The sequence below is a fragment of the Streptomyces sp. NPDC088766 genome, from assembly GCF_044750845.1.
Classification (GTDB): domain Bacteria; phylum Actinomycetota; class Actinomycetes; order Streptomycetales; family Streptomycetaceae; genus Streptomyces.
Window position 1 is genome coordinate 82244 of sequence record NZ_JBIVKQ010000015.1, and the last position, 15982, is coordinate 98225.

General features: G+C 72.7%; 17 protein-coding genes. 11 read left to right on the forward strand and 6 right to left on the reverse strand.

Translation table 11 applies throughout. The annotated features are described in order from the left end of the window. The first annotated feature begins 29 nt into the window (after positions 1-29). From ACIP5W_RS21615 to ACIP5W_RS21630, 4 genes are all read left to right on the forward strand, one after another. Positions 30-1568 (forward strand): ATP-dependent DNA ligase, encoded by a 1539-nt coding sequence (locus tag ACIP5W_RS21615; protein ID WP_401475789.1) that lies wholly within the window; start codon positions 30-32, stop codon positions 1566-1568. Beyond that, positions 1565-2029 carry an NUDIX domain-containing protein gene (locus ACIP5W_RS21620; protein WP_401475792.1) on the forward strand — a complete coding sequence of 155 codons (465 nt, stop codon included), beginning with the start codon at positions 1565-1567 and terminating at the stop codon, positions 2027-2029. Before ACIP5W_RS21615 ends, ACIP5W_RS21620 begins: the two co-directional genes overlap by 4 nt. A gap of 76 nt (positions 2030-2105) precedes the next feature. Beyond that, positions 2106-3491, forward strand: a complete 1386-nt coding sequence (locus ACIP5W_RS21625; RefSeq protein ID WP_401475795.1) for an NADP-dependent succinic semialdehyde dehydrogenase — start codon at positions 2106-2108, stop codon at positions 3489-3491. A 25-nt stretch (positions 3492-3516) separates the two neighbouring features. Further along, a complete protein-coding gene (locus tag ACIP5W_RS21630) occupies positions 3517-3753 on the forward strand; it encodes a DUF6213 family protein (protein ID WP_057580803.1) in 237 nt (78 codons plus the stop codon). Between the two features lie 129 nt (positions 3754-3882). Here the strand turns inward: ACIP5W_RS21630 and ACIP5W_RS21635 are convergent, their stop codons facing one another. Continuing rightward, positions 3883-5109 (reverse strand): acyl-CoA dehydrogenase family protein, encoded by a 1227-nt coding sequence (locus ACIP5W_RS21635; RefSeq protein WP_401475799.1) that lies wholly within the window; start codon positions 5107-5109, stop codon positions 3883-3885. Between the two features lie 170 nt (positions 5110-5279). On the opposite strand from ACIP5W_RS21635, the gene ACIP5W_RS21640 reads away from it, so the two are divergent. Continuing rightward, complete coding sequence (locus ACIP5W_RS21640) at positions 5280-5921, forward strand: TetR family transcriptional regulator (protein ID WP_401475802.1); 642 nt, start codon at positions 5280-5282, stop codon at positions 5919-5921. 16 nt (positions 5922-5937) lie between these two features. Here the strand turns inward: ACIP5W_RS21640 and def are convergent, their stop codons facing one another. Further along, positions 5938-6477 (reverse strand): peptide deformylase, encoded by a 540-nt coding sequence (def, locus tag ACIP5W_RS21645; protein WP_401475805.1) that lies wholly within the window; start codon positions 6475-6477, stop codon positions 5938-5940. Between the two features lie 158 nt (positions 6478-6635). On the opposite strand from def, the gene ACIP5W_RS21650 reads away from it, so the two are divergent. The 5 genes from ACIP5W_RS21650 (at position 6636) to ACIP5W_RS21670 (ending at position 11232) form a co-directional block, all read left to right on the forward strand. Further along, positions 6636-7874 (forward strand): MurT ligase domain-containing protein, encoded by a 1239-nt coding sequence (locus tag ACIP5W_RS21650; protein ID WP_363089798.1) that lies wholly within the window; start codon positions 6636-6638, stop codon positions 7872-7874. 23 nt (positions 7875-7897) lie between these two features. After that, positions 7898-8626: a type 1 glutamine amidotransferase gene (locus ACIP5W_RS21655; RefSeq protein ID WP_401475808.1), complete on the forward strand. Its 729-nt coding sequence runs from the start codon at positions 7898-7900 to the stop codon at positions 8624-8626. Positions 8627-8862: 236 nt separating this feature from the next. After that, positions 8863-9888: a 6-phosphofructokinase gene (locus ACIP5W_RS21660; RefSeq protein ID WP_401475811.1), complete on the forward strand. Its 1026-nt coding sequence runs from the start codon at positions 8863-8865 to the stop codon at positions 9886-9888. A 128-nt stretch (positions 9889-10016) separates the two neighbouring features. Continuing rightward, entirely contained in the window at positions 10017-10964 is a 948-nt protein-coding gene (locus tag ACIP5W_RS21665) for a cytochrome c oxidase assembly protein (protein ID WP_401475814.1), read from the forward strand. An 85-nt stretch (positions 10965-11049) separates the two neighbouring features. After that, positions 11050-11232, forward strand: a complete 183-nt coding sequence (locus ACIP5W_RS21670; RefSeq protein ID WP_401475817.1) for a hypothetical protein — start codon at positions 11050-11052, stop codon at positions 11230-11232. Positions 11233-11276: 44 nt separating this feature from the next. On the opposite strand, the gene ACIP5W_RS21675 is transcribed toward ACIP5W_RS21670, so the two are convergent. From ACIP5W_RS21675 to ACIP5W_RS21690, 4 genes are read right to left on the reverse strand one after another with little or no spacing between them, the layout of a single operon-like run. Continuing rightward, positions 11277-12509 carry a sensor histidine kinase gene (locus ACIP5W_RS21675; protein WP_401475820.1) on the reverse strand — a complete coding sequence of 411 codons (1233 nt, stop codon included), beginning with the start codon at positions 12507-12509 and terminating at the stop codon, positions 11277-11279. Further along, positions 12506-14221: a cation acetate symporter gene (locus ACIP5W_RS21680; RefSeq protein WP_401475823.1), complete on the reverse strand. Its 1716-nt coding sequence runs from the start codon at positions 14219-14221 to the stop codon at positions 12506-12508. The genes ACIP5W_RS21675 and ACIP5W_RS21680 overlap by 4 nt, the downstream gene beginning before the upstream one ends. After that, on the reverse strand, positions 14218-14616 hold the full coding sequence (locus ACIP5W_RS21685; RefSeq protein WP_401475826.1) for a hypothetical protein: 399 nt from the start codon (positions 14614-14616) through the stop codon (positions 14218-14220). Before ACIP5W_RS21685 ends, ACIP5W_RS21680 begins: the two co-directional genes overlap by 4 nt. Before the next feature lie 2 nt (positions 14617-14618). Next, positions 14619-15368, reverse strand: coding sequence for a LytR/AlgR family response regulator transcription factor (locus tag ACIP5W_RS21690; protein WP_401475829.1), 750 nt, complete (start codon positions 15366-15368; stop codon positions 14619-14621). A 78-nt stretch (positions 15369-15446) separates the two neighbouring features. Here ACIP5W_RS21690 and ACIP5W_RS21695 point away from each other — a divergent pair, with 78 nt between their 5' ends. Continuing rightward, positions 15447-15962: an Lrp/AsnC family transcriptional regulator gene (locus tag ACIP5W_RS21695; protein ID WP_401475832.1), complete on the forward strand. Its 516-nt coding sequence runs from the start codon at positions 15447-15449 to the stop codon at positions 15960-15962. Positions 15963-15982 lie beyond the last annotated feature (20 nt).

The window sequence follows — 15982 nt, forward strand, 5'->3', positions numbered from 1 at the left end:
TCGCCACATCGGCGTTGCACCATGGCTGCATGCTGCTGATCCGGCTCGCCGACGTGTCCCGGGAGGTCGCCGCCGCCTCGGCGCGCTCCCGCAAGATCGCTCTGCTCGCCGCCCTGTTCCGGGAGGCGGAGGCAAAGGACGTGCCGGTGGTGATCCCGTATCTGGCCGGACGGCTCCCCCAGGGGCGGCTCGGCGTCGGCCGGAAGGTGCTGGGCCGCCCGGTGCCCCCGGCCGCCGCGCCGACGCTGACCGTGCGTGAGGTGGACGCCCGGCTCACCGGCCTGGGCCAGGTGTCGGGCCCCGGCTCGCAGGCCGAACGGGTCCGGCTGGTCGGGGAGTTGATGGGCGCTGCCACGGAGGACGAGCAGCGTTTCCTGATCGCCCTGATCAGCGGCGAGGTCCGGCAGGGCGCCCTGGACGCGGTGGCGGTGGAGGGACTCGCGGAGGCGACCGGCGCTCCCCCGGCGGACGTGCGGCGGGCGGTGATGCTGGCAGGTTCGCTCCGGACGGTGGCCCGCGCCCTGCTCACGGACGGGCCGGCGGCGCTGGAACGGTTCCGGCTCACCGTCGGCCGCCCGGTGCTGCCGATGCTCGCGCACACCGCGTCCTCCGTGGCCGAGGCGGTCGGCAGGCTGGGCGCCTGCGCGGTGGAGGAGAAGCTGGACGGCATCCGTGTCCAGGTCCACCGGGACGGCGACACCGTACGGGTGCACACCCGCACCCTCGACGACATCACCGACCGGCTGCCCGAACTCACCGCCGCGGCGCTGGAGCTGCACGGTGAGCGGTTCGTCCTGGACGGTGAGGTCATCGCCCTCGACGAGACCGGCCGGCCCCGCTCCTTCCAGGAGACGGCGGGCCGCGTCGGCTCCCGGGTGGACGTGGCCACGGCCGCCGCGGCGGTCCCGGTCTCCCCCGTCTTCTTCGACGCGCTGTCGGTCGACGGCAGGGACCTCCTCGACCTGCCCTTCTTCGAGCGGCACGCGGAGCTGGCCCGGCTGGTGCCCGAGCCGATGCGGGTGCGCCGGACCGTCCTGGCGGGCGAGGCGGACCTGCGGGCGGCCGAGGACTTCCTCGAGGAGACGCTGGCCCGGGGCCACGAGGGCGTGGTGGTGAAGTCCCTCGACGCGCCCTACGGCGCGGGCCGGCGCGGCGCGTCCTGGCTGAAGGTCAAGCCCGTGCACACGCTCGACCTGGTGGTGCTGGCCGCCGAGTGGGGCCACGGCCGGCGCACCGGCAGGCTCTCCAACCTCCACCTCGGCGCCCGCACCGCCGACGGCGGCTTCGCGATGCTCGGCAAGACCTTCAAGGGCCTGACCGACGCCCTGCTCACCTGGCAGACCGACCGCCTGCGGAACCTGGCCGTCGAGGACGACGGCCAGGTGGTGACCGTACGCCCCGAACTCGTCGTCGAGATCGCGTACGACGGCATCCAGCGCTCCAGCCGCTACCCGGCCGGCGTCACCCTGCGCTTCGCCCGCGTGGTCCGCTACCGCGAGGACAAGCGCCCGGAGCAGGCGGACACGGTGGAGACCCTGCTGGCGGCGCACCCGCGGGTACGGCCGTGACGGCGCGGCGCAGCGCCGGTCTGCTGCTGTTCCGGCGCACCGGGGACGGACCGCAGGTGCTGCTGGGACACATGGGCGGCCCCTGGTTCGCGAAGAAGGACGCCGGTGCCTGGACCGTCGTGAAAGGCGAGTACGAGCCGGGCGAGCCGGCCTGGGAGGCCGCCCGCCGCGAGTTCCGGGAGGAACTGGGGGTGGCGCCGCCGGACGGCGAGGCGTTGCCGCTCGGGGAGGTCCGGCAGACGAACGGCAAGATTGTGACGGCCTGGGCGATCGAGGCGGACCTCGACCCGGCCGCGGTCGAACCCGGCACCTTCGTCATGGAGTGGCCGCCGCGCTCCGGGCGGATGCGGGAGTTCCCCGAGCTGGACCGGGTCGCCTGGTACGGCCTGGACCGGGCCCGCGAGGTGATCGTGAAGGCACAGGCCGCGTTTCTCGACCGGCTGACGGAGCACTCGGGCTGAGCGGACGCGCACGCGTTGCGGGGCCCTCCGGGACGCGCGAAGGTCGAAGCACATCCAGCACCGAGGGAGGTCGGTCATGCCCATCGCGACGGTGAACCCGGCGAACGGCGAGACGCTCAAGACGTACCAGGCCATGGACGAGGAGGAGCTCGAGCGCCGGCTCCAGCTCGCCGGGGCCACGTTCCGCACGTACCGCACGACGGCGTTCGCCGACCGCGCCCGGCTGCTGAACCGGGCCGCCGACCTCCTCGACGAGGACCGGGCGGAGATCGCCCGTGTGATGACCACCGAGATGGGCAAGCCGGTGAAGCAGGCGCGCGCGGAGGCCGCCAAGTGCGCGAAGGCCATGCGCTGGTACGCCGAGCACGCGGCGGGGCTCCTCGCCGACGAGCGGCCGGCCGAGTCCGACGTGCGGGACTCCGGCGCCTCCCACGCCCTGGTGCGGTACCGCCCGCTGGGCCCGGTGCTCGCGGTGATGCCGTGGAACTTCCCGCTGTGGCAGGTCGTCCGCTTCGCCGCGCCCGCGCTGATGGCGGGCAACGTCGGCCTGCTCAAGCACGCCTCGAACGTCCCGCAGACCGCCCTCTACCTGGAGGACCTCTTCCACCGGGCCGGCTTCACCGAGGGCTGCTTCCAGACCCTGCTGATCGGCTCCGCCGCGGTCGACGAGATCCTGCGGGACGAGCGGATCAGGGCGGCCACCCTGACCGGCAGCGAGCCCGCGGGCCGCGCGGTCGCCTCCACCGCAGGCGAGATGGTCAAGAAGACGGTGCTGGAGCTGGGCGGCAGCGATCCCTTCGTCGTCATGCCGTCCGCGGACGTCGACCGGGCCGCCGAGGTGGCGGTGACCGCGAGGGTGCAGAACAACGGGCAGTCGTGCATCGCCGCCAAGCGGTTCATCGTCCACGCGGACGTGTACGACCGCTTCGCCGAACGCTTCACCGAGGGCATGCGGGCACTGCGGGTCGGCGACCCGCTGGAGGAGGAGACGGACGTCGGTCCCCTCGCCAGCGAGCAGGGCCGCGCCGACCTGGAGGAGCTGGTGGACGACGCCCGGCGCAGCGGCGCCACGGTGCTGTGCGGTGGTGAACGCCCGGACCGGCCCGGCTGGTACTACCCGCCGACCGTCCTGGCCGGCATCGACCGCGAGATGCGCATCCACCGCGAGGAGGCCTTCGGACCGGTGGCGACGCTCTACCGGGCGGCCGACCTGGACGAGGCGGTCCTCATCGCCAACGACTCCCCCTTCGGGCTGAGTTCCAACGTGTGGACCCGGCAGGAGGCCGAGGTGGACCGGTTCGTCCGGGATCTGGAGGCGGGCGGGGTGTTCGTCAACGGGATGACCGCCTCCCATCCGGCGCTCCCGTTCGGCGGGGTCAAGCGGTCCGGTTACGGGCGTGAGCTGTCCGGGCACGGAATCCGCGAGTTCTGCAACATCACCACGGTTTGGCACGGTGCGTGAGCGCCGCGCGGCTACGATCCCGGTTGTGAACCGCGAAGTGACTCTGCCTCTGATCGTCGATGACCGCGGGACCCTCCAGGTGGCCGCGGCCGACGTGAGCAAGCTGCTCCGCACGCTGGGAGGCCGGTGGCTGCATCTCGTCGAGGCCGGGGCGGAGGGTCTGGACGAGGACACCGTCGCCGCGCTGACGATCGAGCTGGCGAAGCTGGCCGACCGGATCGACGTGGCGTGCATCGCCCACAGCAGCGGCGGGGCGCCGTAGGGCCTCTCTCGTGTGGATCATGCCGGGCTCGCGGGTCCGGCACGATCCGGGCGAAAGGCCCTGGGACGCCGGTGCGCCGCCGTGGGCGACGGCGCGTCGTGGCCGGTCGCGCGGTCCCGCCGCCGACGGCTACCGGATCGGCATCCCGGACAGGGTGCGGGCGATCACCAGCCGCTGGATCTCGCTCGTCCCCTCAAAAATGGTGTAGATCGCGCTGTCGCGGTGCATCCGCTCCACCGGGTACTCCCGCGTGTAGCCGTTGCCGCCGAGGATCTGGACGGCCTGCGCGGTCACCTTCTTCGCCGTCTCGCTGGCGTACAGCTTCGACATGGAGCCCTCGGCGGCCGTGAACGGCTTGCCGTTGACCGCCATCCACGAGGCGCGCCAGACCAGCAGCCGCGCCGCGTCGATCTGCGTGCGCATGTCGGCGAGCTGGAAGGCGACGCCCTGGTTGTCGATGATCGGGCGGCCGAACTGCTCGCGCGTCATCGCGTAGTCGAGGGCGACCTCGTAGGCCGCGCGGGCCGTGCCGACGGCCATCGCGCCGACCGCCGGGCGGGAGGCCTCGAAGGTCGCCATGGCCGCGTTCTTCACGCGCTCGCCGCCCGCCTCGGCCCGCTCGCGCGCCCGCGCCAGCCGTTCGTCGAGCTTCTCCTTGCCGCCGAGCAGGCAGGAGCCGGGGACGCGCACGTCGTCGAGGATCACCTCGGCGGTGTGCGAGGCGCGGATGCCGTGCTTCTTGAACTTCTGGCCCTGGGCGAGACCCGGCGTGCCCGGCGGGACGATGAAGGAGGCGTGTCCCTTGGAGCCCAGGTCGGGGTCGACGACGGCGACGACCACGTGGACATTGGCGATGCCGCCGTTGGTGGCCCAGGTCTTCGTGCCGTTGATCACCCACTCGTCCTTGGCCTCGTCGTACACGGCGCGGGTGCGCAGGGAGGCCACGTCGGAGCCCGCGTCGGGCTCGGACGAGCAGAAGGCGGCCACCTTGACGTCATCGGCGTCGCCGTACATCTGGGGGATCCAGGTGCCGATCTGCTCCTCGGTGCCGTTGGCGAGGACGCCCACGGCGGCGAGGCCGGTGCCGACGATGGACAGGGCGATGCCCGCGTCCCCCCAGAACAGTTCCTCCATGGCCATGGGGATGCCGAGGCCGGTGGCGTCGAAGTACTGCTGGGCGTAGAAGTCGAGGGAGTAGATGCCGACCTTCGCGGCCTCCTGGATGACCGGCCAGGGAGTCTCCTCACGCTCGTCCCATTCGGCGGCCGCGGGGCGGATCACGTCGGCCGCGAAGCCGTGCAGCCAGTCCCGGACCTCCTTCTGTTCGTCGTTGAGCTCCATGGTGAACTCGGCCATGTCCCCTCCAGCGGCGGAACGTGCGTGTTACTAGCGGTAACGCGAGTCTGTTACCGGTCGGTAGGAAAAGTCAACTCCCGAGGACAGCCCGGCAGCCCGTTCGATGCGAGGCCGTCTTCAGGTGTTAGTTTGCGCAGGCGTCACCGAATCAGCACGGGTGGGGAGAGCACATGGACACCACGCAGCGGACCGAGCAGCAGCGGTCCGCCGACCGCCGAAGGCGCGAGCTGCTGGAGGCCGCCGACCGAGTGGTGCTCCGGGACGGCCCCCAGGCCTCCATGAACGCCATCGCGGCGGAGGCCGGCATCACCAAGCCCATCCTCTACCGCCACTTCGGCGACAAGGGCGGCCTGTACGCCGCTCTCGCCAAGCGGCACACCGACGCGCTGCTCGCCTCCCTGCGCGCCGCACTGGACGCCCCCGCCGAACGCCGGGAGCGCGTCGAGGCCACGCTGGAGACCTACCTCGCGGCCATCGAGGCCCGCCCCCAGGTCTACCGCTTCCTGATGCACCCTGCGGACGGGGCCTCCGGCGAACAGGGCTTCGACGTCGGCAAGCACTCGGCTCCCCTGCTGCGGCGGATGGGCGAGGAACTGGCCCAGGTCATCGAGGAGCGGCTGGACCTCGGGCCCGGGACCCAGCAGCTCGCCCGCGTCTGGGGACACGGGATCGTCGGCATGATGCACGCGGCGGGCGACTGGTGGCTGGGCGAGCGGCCGTGCTCCCGGGCCGAGCTGGTGCGCAGCCTCGCCGACCTGCTGTGGGGCCGCCTCGCGGCGGCCGGGGACAGGGCCGGCGGACCGGGGTTCTGACGGCCGTACGCCACGCTCACCCGCCCCAGGAGGCCCGCGCCACCTGGCGCGTCAGCCGTCTCCTGCGCCACCCCGTCACACGGTCCGCGTACACCCGCCCCTCCAGGTGGTCGCACTCGTGCTGCAGGCATCTGGCGAAGAATCCCGTGCCGTGGACGGTGACCGGCTCGCCCGTCACCGTGAAACCCTCGACCACCGCGTGGTCGTGGCGTTCCGTCCCCGCCTCCAGGCCCGGCAGGGACAGGCAGCCCTCGGGGCCGCGGATCACCACGCCGTCCGCGTCCACCAGGCGTGGGTTCACCACGTGGCCGAGGTGGCGGACGTCCTCGTCGTCCGGGCAGTCGTAGACGAACACCCGCAGGGACTCGCCGACCTGGTTGGCGGCGAGGCCCACGCCCTGTGCCGCGTACATCGTGGCGAACAGGTCCTCGACCAGGCGGGCCAGGGCCGGACCGAACTCGGTGACCTCCGCGCAGGGTTGCCGCAGGACCGGATCGCCGAGCAGGGTGAGGGGCCGGACGCGCCCGCGGGCACCCGGGATGGAACCTTGTCGCATGGCGGCAAGGGTACGGTCCTTTCTGACACGCGCATGCCGTGCGCAGCGTGAGACGGTGCCGGGATTCGGGACTGTGAATGGATCTCGATAGGCTGACCACCTACCACGTTGCCGTCAGGCTTCAGGCGCGGCGCGTACGCAAGGAGGATCGAGAACTGATGGCAGGCAACTCGGACCCGCTCACGCCGCGGGCCAAGATCGCCGTGACCGCGGGCAAGGCGGTCGCTGCGGCGTCGCGTGCCGCGGGGCGCGGCAGTGGTTCGGTGATCGGCGGCAAGGTGGCGCTGAAACTCGACCCCGACCTCCTCGCACGGCTCGCCCAGAACCTGGACGTCACCCTCGTCTCGGCGACCAACGGCAAGACCACGACCACCCGGCTCATCGCGGAGGCCCTGCGGGCCGCGGGCCCGGTCGTCTCCAACGCGCTGGGCGCGAACATGCCGGCCGGCATCACCTCGGCGCTCGCCGGCGGTTCCGACGCCAAGTACGGCGTGATCGAGGTCGACGAGAAGTACCTGGCCGGTGTCGCCCGCGACACCGCGCCCAAGTGCATCGCGCTGCTGAACCTCTCCCGCGACCAGCTGGACCGTGCCGCCGAGACCCGCATGCTCGCGGAGAACTGGCGCGAGGGGCTGGCCGGTTCGAAGGCCGTCGTCGTCGCCAACGCCGACGACCCGCTGGTGGTGTGGGCCGCGTCCTCCTCCCCCAACGTGATCTGGGTCGCCGCCGGGCAGATGTGGAAGGACGACGCCTGGTCGTGCCCGTCCTGCGGCGGCGTGATGCAGCGTCCGGGCGACGACTGGTTCTGCGGCGAGTGCGGGTTCCGGCGGCCGACGCCGAGCTGGGCGCTCTCCGGCGACCACGTCCTCGACCCGCACGGTTCCGCCTGGCCGATCCACCTCCAGCTGCCGGGCCGCGCCAACAAGGCCAACGCAGCCTCCTCGGCCGCCGTCGCCGCCGTCTTCGGCGTGCCGCCGCAGGTCGCGCTGGAGCGGATGTACCAGGTGCAGGCCGTCGCCGGGCGCTACGACGTCGTCCAGTTCATGCAGCGCGACCTGCGCCTGCTGCTGGCGAAGAACCCGGCGGGCTGGCTCGAGACGTTCAGCCTGATCGACCCGCCGCCCACGCCGGTCATCCTCTCGGTGAACGCGCGCGGCGCCGACGGCACCGACACGTCCTGGCTGTGGGACGTCGACTACACCCGCCTCACCGGCCACCCGATCTTCGTCGTCGGTGACCGCAAGCTGGACCTCGCGGTACGTCTGGAGGTGGCCAACCAGCACTTCCAGGTGTGCGAGAACGTCGACCAGGCCGTGCAGCTGGCGCCGCCCGGCCGTATCGAGGTCATCGCGAACTACACCGCGTTCCAGGACCTGCGCCGCCGCGTCGGCAACTGAGCCCCGAGGGATACATCATCGTGATGAGCGACAATCAACTGCGGGTCGTCTGGGTGTACCCGGACCTGCTCAGCACCTACGGCGACCAGGGCAACGCCCTGGTCGTGGAGCGGCGGGCGCGGCAACGCGGCCTGGACGTGGCGCGACTGGACGTGCGCAGCGACCAGCCGATCCCCACCTCCGGCGACATCTACCTCATCGGCGGCGGTGAGGACCGGCCGCAGCGGCTCGCGGCCGAGCGGCTGCGCCGTGACGGGCACCTGTACCAGGCGGTGCAGAACGGCGCGATCGTGTTCGCGGTGTGCGCCGGCTACCAGATCCTGGGCCACGAGTTCATCAACGACCTCGGTCAGCGCGAGCCGGGTCTCGGTCTGCTGGACGTCACCACCACCCGTGGTGAGGGCGAGCGGTGCGTCGGCGACGTCCTCGCGGACATCGACCCGCGCCTCGGACTGCCCCCGCTCACCGGCTTCGAGAACCACCAGGGCATCACCCACCTCGGCCCGACCGCCCGCCCGCTCGCCCGCGTCCAGATCGGCAAGGGCAACGGCACCGGCGACGGCACCGAGGGCGCGTACAACGACACCGTCTTCGGCACCTACATGCACGGTCCGGTGCTGGCCCGCAATCCGCTCATCGCGGACCTGCTGCTGAAGCTGGCGCTCGACGTGAACGCGCTCCCGCCGACCGACGACCGCTGGTACGAGGCCCTGCGCAACGAGCGCATCGCGGCCGCGCAGCAGCCCGCCTAGCAGCGCTCCGCGGGCGCTCCCGCAGGCGCCCGCGGGAGCCCGCGTGACCTGTGTGTTCACCCGATCTTCGGGGTGCCGTCAGCAGCCCGGATGACGGTACGTCCGCACAGGTGAGCGGGTGCGTCCAGCAGGCGGACGTGTGCTTCGGCCCCGCCCCCTCCTGCCGCTAGGGTGGCGGGGATCGAGCCGGACGACGCGGTCCGGATCCGGCCCACGTGGAGAAGGTTGTTCGGGCTATGCGCATTGGTGTCCTCACGTCCGGCGGCGACTGCCCCGGCCTGAACGCCGTCATCCGGTCCGTCGTGCACCGTGCCGTCGTCGACCACGGCGACGAGGTCATCGGCTTCCGGGACGGCTGGAAGGGCCTCCTGGAGTGCGACTACCTCAAGCTCGACCTCGACGCGGTGGGCGGCATCCTCGCCCGCGGCGGCACCATCCTCGGCTCCTCCCGCGTCCAGCCCTCGCAGCTCAGGGACGGCGTGGAGCGGGCCCGCGGACACGTCGAGGAGCTCGGCCTCGACGCCGTCATCCCGATCGGCGGTGAGGGCACGCTCAAGGCCGCCCGCCTGATGTCGGACAGCGGCCTGCCCGTCGTCGGCGTGCCGAAGACCATCGACAACGACATCGCCGTCACCGACGTCACCTTCGGCTTCGACACGGCGGTGGGCGTCGCCACCGAGGCGCTCGACCGGCTCAAGACCACCGCCGAGTCCCACCAGCGGGTCCTGGTCGTCGAGGTCATGGGGCGGCACACCGGCTGGATAGCGCTGCACTCCGGCATGGCGGCCGGCGCCCACGCCATCGTCGTACCGGAACGCCCCTTCGACATCGAGGAGCTGGCCCGGCGGGTCGGCGAGCGGTTCGCGGCGGGGAAGCGGTTCGCGATCGTCGTGGCCGCGGAGGGCGCCAAGCCCGCGCCCGGCTCCATGGCCTTCGACGAGGGCGGCAAGGACATCTACGGGCACGAGCGGTTCGCCGGGATCGCACGCCAGCTGTCCGTCGAGCTGGAACAGCGCCTCGGCAAGGAGGCCCGGCCGGTGATCCTCGGGCACGTGCAGCGGGGCGGCACGCCCACCGCGTACGACCGCGTCCTGGCCACCCGGTTCGGATGGCACGCCGTGGAGGCCGTGCACCGGGGCGAGTTCGGCATGATGACGGCCCTGCGGGGGACGGACATCGTGATGGTGGCGCTGTCGGAGGCCGTCGAGACGCTGAAGACGGTCCCCTCGGACCGGTACGCCGAAGCGGAGTGCGTGCTGTAGCCGTCCCGCGGGGGTTCACGCCCCTCCCGAGCCTGCTGTCCTGCCCCCGGTCGCGATCGTGACCGGGGGCAGTTCTACTCTTGGGGCGGCAGGAAACGTACAACCCCCCACGAATCAGGAGCCGGCGGATGGATCACAGCGGGCACGGCATGACGATGGATCTGCCGCCGTTCACGCTGGGGCGGGGTCTCCAGTGGTCGGCGGACCCGTTCTTCCTCGTCGCCTGTCTGGCCGCCCTCGGGCTGTACGCCTGGGGGGTCGTCCGGCTGCGGCGGCGCGGGGACACGTGGTCCGCGGGGCGGACGGTGGCGTACGTCACCGGTGTGCTGACGATCATGCTGGTGATGTGCACCGGGCTGAACGACTACGGCATGGTCATGTTCAGCGTGCACATGGTGCAGCACATGGTGATCAGCATGCTGTCGCCGATCCTGATCCTGCTCGGCGCCCCGGTCACCCTGGCGCTGCGCGCCCTGCCCACCGCGGGCAGGGGCCGCAAGGGGCCGCGTGAGCTGCTGCTGATGCTGCTGCACAGCCGGTACATGCGGATCGTCACGCATCCCGCGTTCACCATCCCGATGTTCATCGCGAGCCTGTACGCGCTGTACTTCACGCCGCTCTTCGACTTCCTGATGGGGTCGAGGACGGGGCACGTCGCGATGATGGTGCACTTCCTCGCCGTCGGCGTGGTGTTCTTCTGGCCGATCATGGGCGTCGACCCGGGCCCGAACCGGCCGGGCTATCTGATGCGCATGCTGGAGCTGTTCGCCGGGATGCCCTTCCACGCGTTCTTCGGCATCGCGCTGATGATGGCGTCCACGCCGATGGTCGGGACGTTCCGCAACCCGCCCGCCTCCCTCGGCATCGACGCCCTCGCCGACCAGAACGCGGCCGGCGGCATCGCCTGGGCGTTCAGCGAGATCCCGTCCGTGCTGGTGCTGATCGCGCTGCTGTTCCAGTGGTACGGCTCCGAGCAGCGGCAGGCCAAGCGCCAGGACCGGGCGGCCGACCGGGACGGTGACAAGGAGCTGGAGGCGTACAACGCCTACCTGGCCTCGCTGAACGGCCGCGGTTGAGCCGTCGCCGGGGCTGAAGGGCCAGAACCGGGGCACCATGGAGGCAGACACACCCTGTGGGGGTGTGCCGGAGGAGGGTGTCGCGATGCCCGGTTCCATGAACGGTCCGGCGGACGGTTCCACGAAGACCATGGGGGTGCTCACCATCGGCGGCCTCGTCGTGGTGACGGCCTACACGGTGGCGCTCGGCAGCAACGGCTGGCTGTGGTTCGGCTGGGTCGTGCTGGGGCTGATCACGCTCGCGATGGTCGCCACGCGCACGACGTGAGCACCGGACGGCTCGCGCCGGGGTGCGCGGGCCAGGCCCTGCCGTCACCTTCCCGCCTGCCCTGCGGGCGGACGACGGGAAGGTGACGGCAGGGCCTGGTGGACGCCCGGCTGGTACTTCGGCAGCCGGGCGCTGACCTTCATGCCCGCGCCGGGCGCGGTCTCGATCACGAGGCCGTGGTCGTCGCCGTACACCTGGCGGAGACGGTCGTCGACGTTGCACAGCCCGATGCCGCCGGACGGGCTGACCCCGGCGGCCAGGATGCGGCTCAGCAGGACGGGGTCCATGCCCGCGCCGTCGTCCTCGATGACGACCAGGGCCTCGGCGCCGGCGTCCCGCGCGGTGATCTGGATGTGGCATTTGTCGGCCTTGCCCTCCAGGCCGTGCTTGACGGCGTTCTCCACCAGGGGCTGGAGGCAGAGGAAGGGCAGGGCCACCGGAAGGACCTCCGGGGCTATCTGGAGGGTGACGGAGAGGCGGTCGCCGAAGCGGGCCCGCACCAGCGCCAGGTACTGGTCGATGGCGTGCAGCTCGTCGGCGAGGGTGGTGAAGTCGCCGTGCCGGCGGAACGAGTAGCGGGTGAAGTCGGCGAACTCCAGGAGCAGCTCGCGGGCCCGCTCGGGGTCGGTCCGGACGAACGAGGCGATCACCGCGAGCGAGTTGAAGACGAAGTGCGGGGAGATCTGGGCGCGCAGGGCCTTGATCTCGGCCTCGATGAGGCGGGTGCGGGAGTCGTCGAGGTCGGCGAGCTCCAGCTGGACGCTCACCCAGCGGGCCACCTCCCCCGCGGCCCGGACCAGGACGGCGGACTCACGGGGCGCGCAGACGACGAGGGCGCCGTGCACCCGGTCGTCGACGGTGAGCGGGGTGAGGACGGCCCAGCGGACCGGACAGTCGGGGGCGTCGCAGGTGAGCGGGAAGGCCTCGCCGCGGCCGGTTTCCAGCGGGCCGGCCAGCCGGGCCATGATCTCCGTGCGGTGGTGGGCGCCCAAGCCGTCCCAGGCCAGCAGGTGTTCGCGGTCGGTCAGGCAGAGGGCGTCCGTGCCGAGCAGGGTGCGCAGCCGGCCGGCGGACCTGCGGGCCGTCTCCTCCGTGAGGCCGGCGCGCAGGGGCGGGGCGGCGAGGGAGGCGGTGTGCAGGGTCTGGAAGGTGGCGTGCTCGACGGGGGTGCCGAGGTCGCCGAGGCTCTGGGGGCGGGCGGTGCGGCGGCCCAGCCAGAAACCGGCCGCGAGGAAGGGCAGGATCGCGATGCACAGGCCCGCCAGGAAGCCGCTCATGCCTTGACCTCCGCGGCCCGCAGCTCCTCGGGGAGGTGGAAGCGGGCCAGGATGGACGCCGTACCGGCCGGGACGCGGCCCGGGGTCGCCAGCGAGACCAGGACCATGGTGAGGAAGCCCAGCGGGACCGACCACAGGGCGGGCCAGGCCAGCAGGGCGTGCAGCCCGCCCGTCACGGGCAGGCCCGCCATGGTCGCGGCGACGGCGGCGAAGGCCGAGCCACCGCCCACGAGCATCCCGGCGGCCGCGCCCGGCGGGGTCAGCCGCCGCCACCAGATGCCGAGGACGAGCAGCGGGCAGAACGAGGACGCGGACACCGCGAAGGCCAGGCCCACCGCGTCGGCCACCGGCAGTCCGCCCACCAGCAGGCTCGCGGCGAGCGGGACGGCCATGGCGAGGCCGGTGCCGAGCCGGAAGTGCCGTACGCCGCGGGTGGGCAGGACGTCCTGGGTGAGAACGCCCGCCACGGCCATGGTCAGGCCCGACGCGGTGGACAGGAACGCCGCGAAGGCGCCGCCCGCGACCAGCGCGCCGAGCAGGTCGCCGCCGAGGCCGCCGATGACCCGGTCGGGCAGCAGCAGGACGGCCGCGTCGGCGTCGCCGACGAGGGCCAGTTCCGGTGCGTACAGGCGGCCGAGGGCCCCGTAGACGGGCGGCAGCAGGTAGAAGGCGCCGATCAGGACGAGGACGACGACGGTGGTGCGGCGGGCGGCGACACCGTGCGGGCTGGTGTAGAAGCGGACGACGACGTGCGGCAGGCCCATCGTGCCGAGGAAGGTCGCGAGGATCAGGCCGTACGTCGCGTACAGGGGGCGTTCCTCGCGGCCGGCGGCGAGGCTGGTGGACATGCCGCCGTTGCTGCCGCGCTCGGCGGTGGGGACGGGGGTGCCCGGGGTGAAGGTGAGGCGGGTGCCCCGCTCGACGCGGTGGGTGCCGGCGGGCAGGCTCAGTGCGGCCCGCTCGTGCCGTCGGCCGTCGACGGTGCCGGTCACCGTCACGGTCAGGGGCCGGTCCAGTGTCAGGTCGAGGGTGGAGCCGACCCGGACGGCCCGCTGGTCGCGGAAGGCGGGCGGCTCCTCGAAGACCTGCCGGGGTGCGCCGTCGCCCTGCCAGGCGAGGACCAGGAACAGGGCGGGGACGAGCAGGGCGGTCAGCTTGAGCCAGTACTGGAAGGCCTGCACGAAGGTGATGCTGCGCATGCCTCCGGCGGCGACGGTCGCGGTGACGACCACGGCCACGATCAGCCCGCCGAGCGAGTCGGGCGCCCCGGTGAGCACGGTCAGGGTCAGTCCGGCGCCCTGGAGCTGGGGCAGCAGGTAGAGCCAGCCGACGCCCACGACGAAGGCGCCCGCGAGTCGCCGTACCGCCTGGGAGGCGAGGCGGGCCTCGGCGAAGTCGGGGAGGGTGTAGGCGCCGGAGCGGCGCAGCGGGGCGGCGACGAACAGGAGCAGCACCAGGTAGCCGGCGGTGTAGCCGACCGGGTACCAGAGCATGTCCGGGCCCTGCACGAGGACCAGTCCGGCGATGCCGAGGAAGGAGGCCGCGGAGAGGTACTCGCCGCTGATGGCGGCCGCGTTGAGGCGGGGGCCCACGGTGCGGGAGGCGACGTAGAAGTCGGAGGTCGTGCGGGAGATGCGCAGGCCGAAGGCGCCGACGAGGACGGTCGCCACGACGACCAGGGCGACGGCGGGGACGGCGAACGCGGAGTTCACCGGTCCTCGACCAGGCGTACGAGGTCGCGTTCGTTGCGTTCGGCGCGGCGGACGTACCAGCGGGCGAGCAGGACCAGCGGGGCGTACAGGCCGAAGCCGAGGACCGCCCACTCCAGGCGGCGGGCGTCGGGCATCGCCGCGAACAGCAGCGGCAGCGGGCCCACCAGCAGCACGAGGACGGCGAACACGGTGAGCGCGGCCCGCAGCTGGGTGCGCATCAGGGAGCGGACGTAGGTGTGGCCGAGGGTCGTCTGCTCGTCGATCTCGGTGCGCGGGCGGTAGTAGCCGGAGGCGTGGGGGTGGCGCCCGCGCGAGCGGGGCCGGGCGTGCGGGAGGGTGCGTCGGGGCGGGCCGGTGACGACCACGCGGCGCTCGGCGGGGTCCTGCTGGGGCACGATCACGGCCTCCTCATCAGCAGGTCCCGCAGTTCGCGGGCGTGGCGGCGGCTGACCTGGAGTTCCTCGCCGCCGACGACGACGCTGACGGTGCCGGCGTCCAGGCGCAGTTCGGCTACGTGGCGCAGGCCGACGAGGTGGCGGCGGTGGATGCGGACGAAGCCCCGGGCCCGCCAGCGCTCCTCCAGGGTGGACAGCGGGATGCGGACGAGGTGGCTGCCGCGGTCGGTGTGCAGGCGGGCGTAGTCGCCCTGGGCCTCCACGTGGGTGATGTCGTCGACGGACACGAACCGGGTCACGCCGCCCAGCTCGACGGGTATGTGGTCGGGGTCGGGCTCGTGCACGGGGATGCGCGGGGCGGTGCCGCGCAGTTCGGCGGCGCGGCGGACGGCCTCGGCGAGCCGTTCCTTGCGGACCGGCTTGAGGACGTAGTCGACGGCCTTGAGGTCGAAGGCCTGGACGGCGAAGTCCTCGTGGGCGGTGACGAACACGACCAGGGGCGGGCGGGCGAAGCCGGTGAGCAGCCGGGCCAGGTCGAGGCCGTCGAGGCCGGGCATCTGGATGTCGAGGAAGACGACGTCGACGGCGTCCGGGCCGTCCGGGCCCGATTCCAGGGCCCGGTTGATCCGGCGCAGCGCCTCCGTCGCGTCACCGGCGCCCTCCGCGCTGCCGATCCGGGGATCCGCGGAGAGCAGGTAGAGCAGCTCCTCCAGCGAGGGGCGTTCGTCGTCGACGGCGAGGGCGCGCAGCATGAAGGTGGAGTGTAGGGGCGATCCGGACGGCTGGACACGTGCCGGGGGACGGACGTGTCCGCTGGATACAGTGCCCGCATGAACAGCGGCCCCGCCCCTTTCGACGGACTCGACCGGAAGATCCTCACCGCGCTGATGGCGAACGCCAGGACGAGCTTCGCCGAGATCGGCACGGCGATCGGGCTGTCGGCCACGGCGGTCAAGCGCCGGGTGGACCGGCTGCGGGACAGCGGGGTGATCACCGGGTTCACGGCGACGGTGCAGCCGTCGGCGCTGGGCTGGCGCACGGAGGCGTACGTGGAGGTGTACTGCGAGGGGGCGGCGCCGCCGCGGCGGCTCGCGGAGGTGGTGCGCAACCACCCGGAGATCACCGCTGCGATGACGGTGACGGGCGGCGCGGACGCCCTGCTGCACGTGCGGGCGCGGGACGTGGAGCACTTCGAGGAGGTGCTGGAGCGCATCCGGGTGGAGCCGTTCATCCGCAAGACGATCAGCGTGCTGGTGCTGTCGCACCTGCTGCCGGAGAGCCCGGAGGCGGGCGCGACCCACGAGGCCCCGCGCGCCGAACCCGGCGACGCAGCAGACGTGCGCTGAGCAGGGCGAAGACGCAGCGT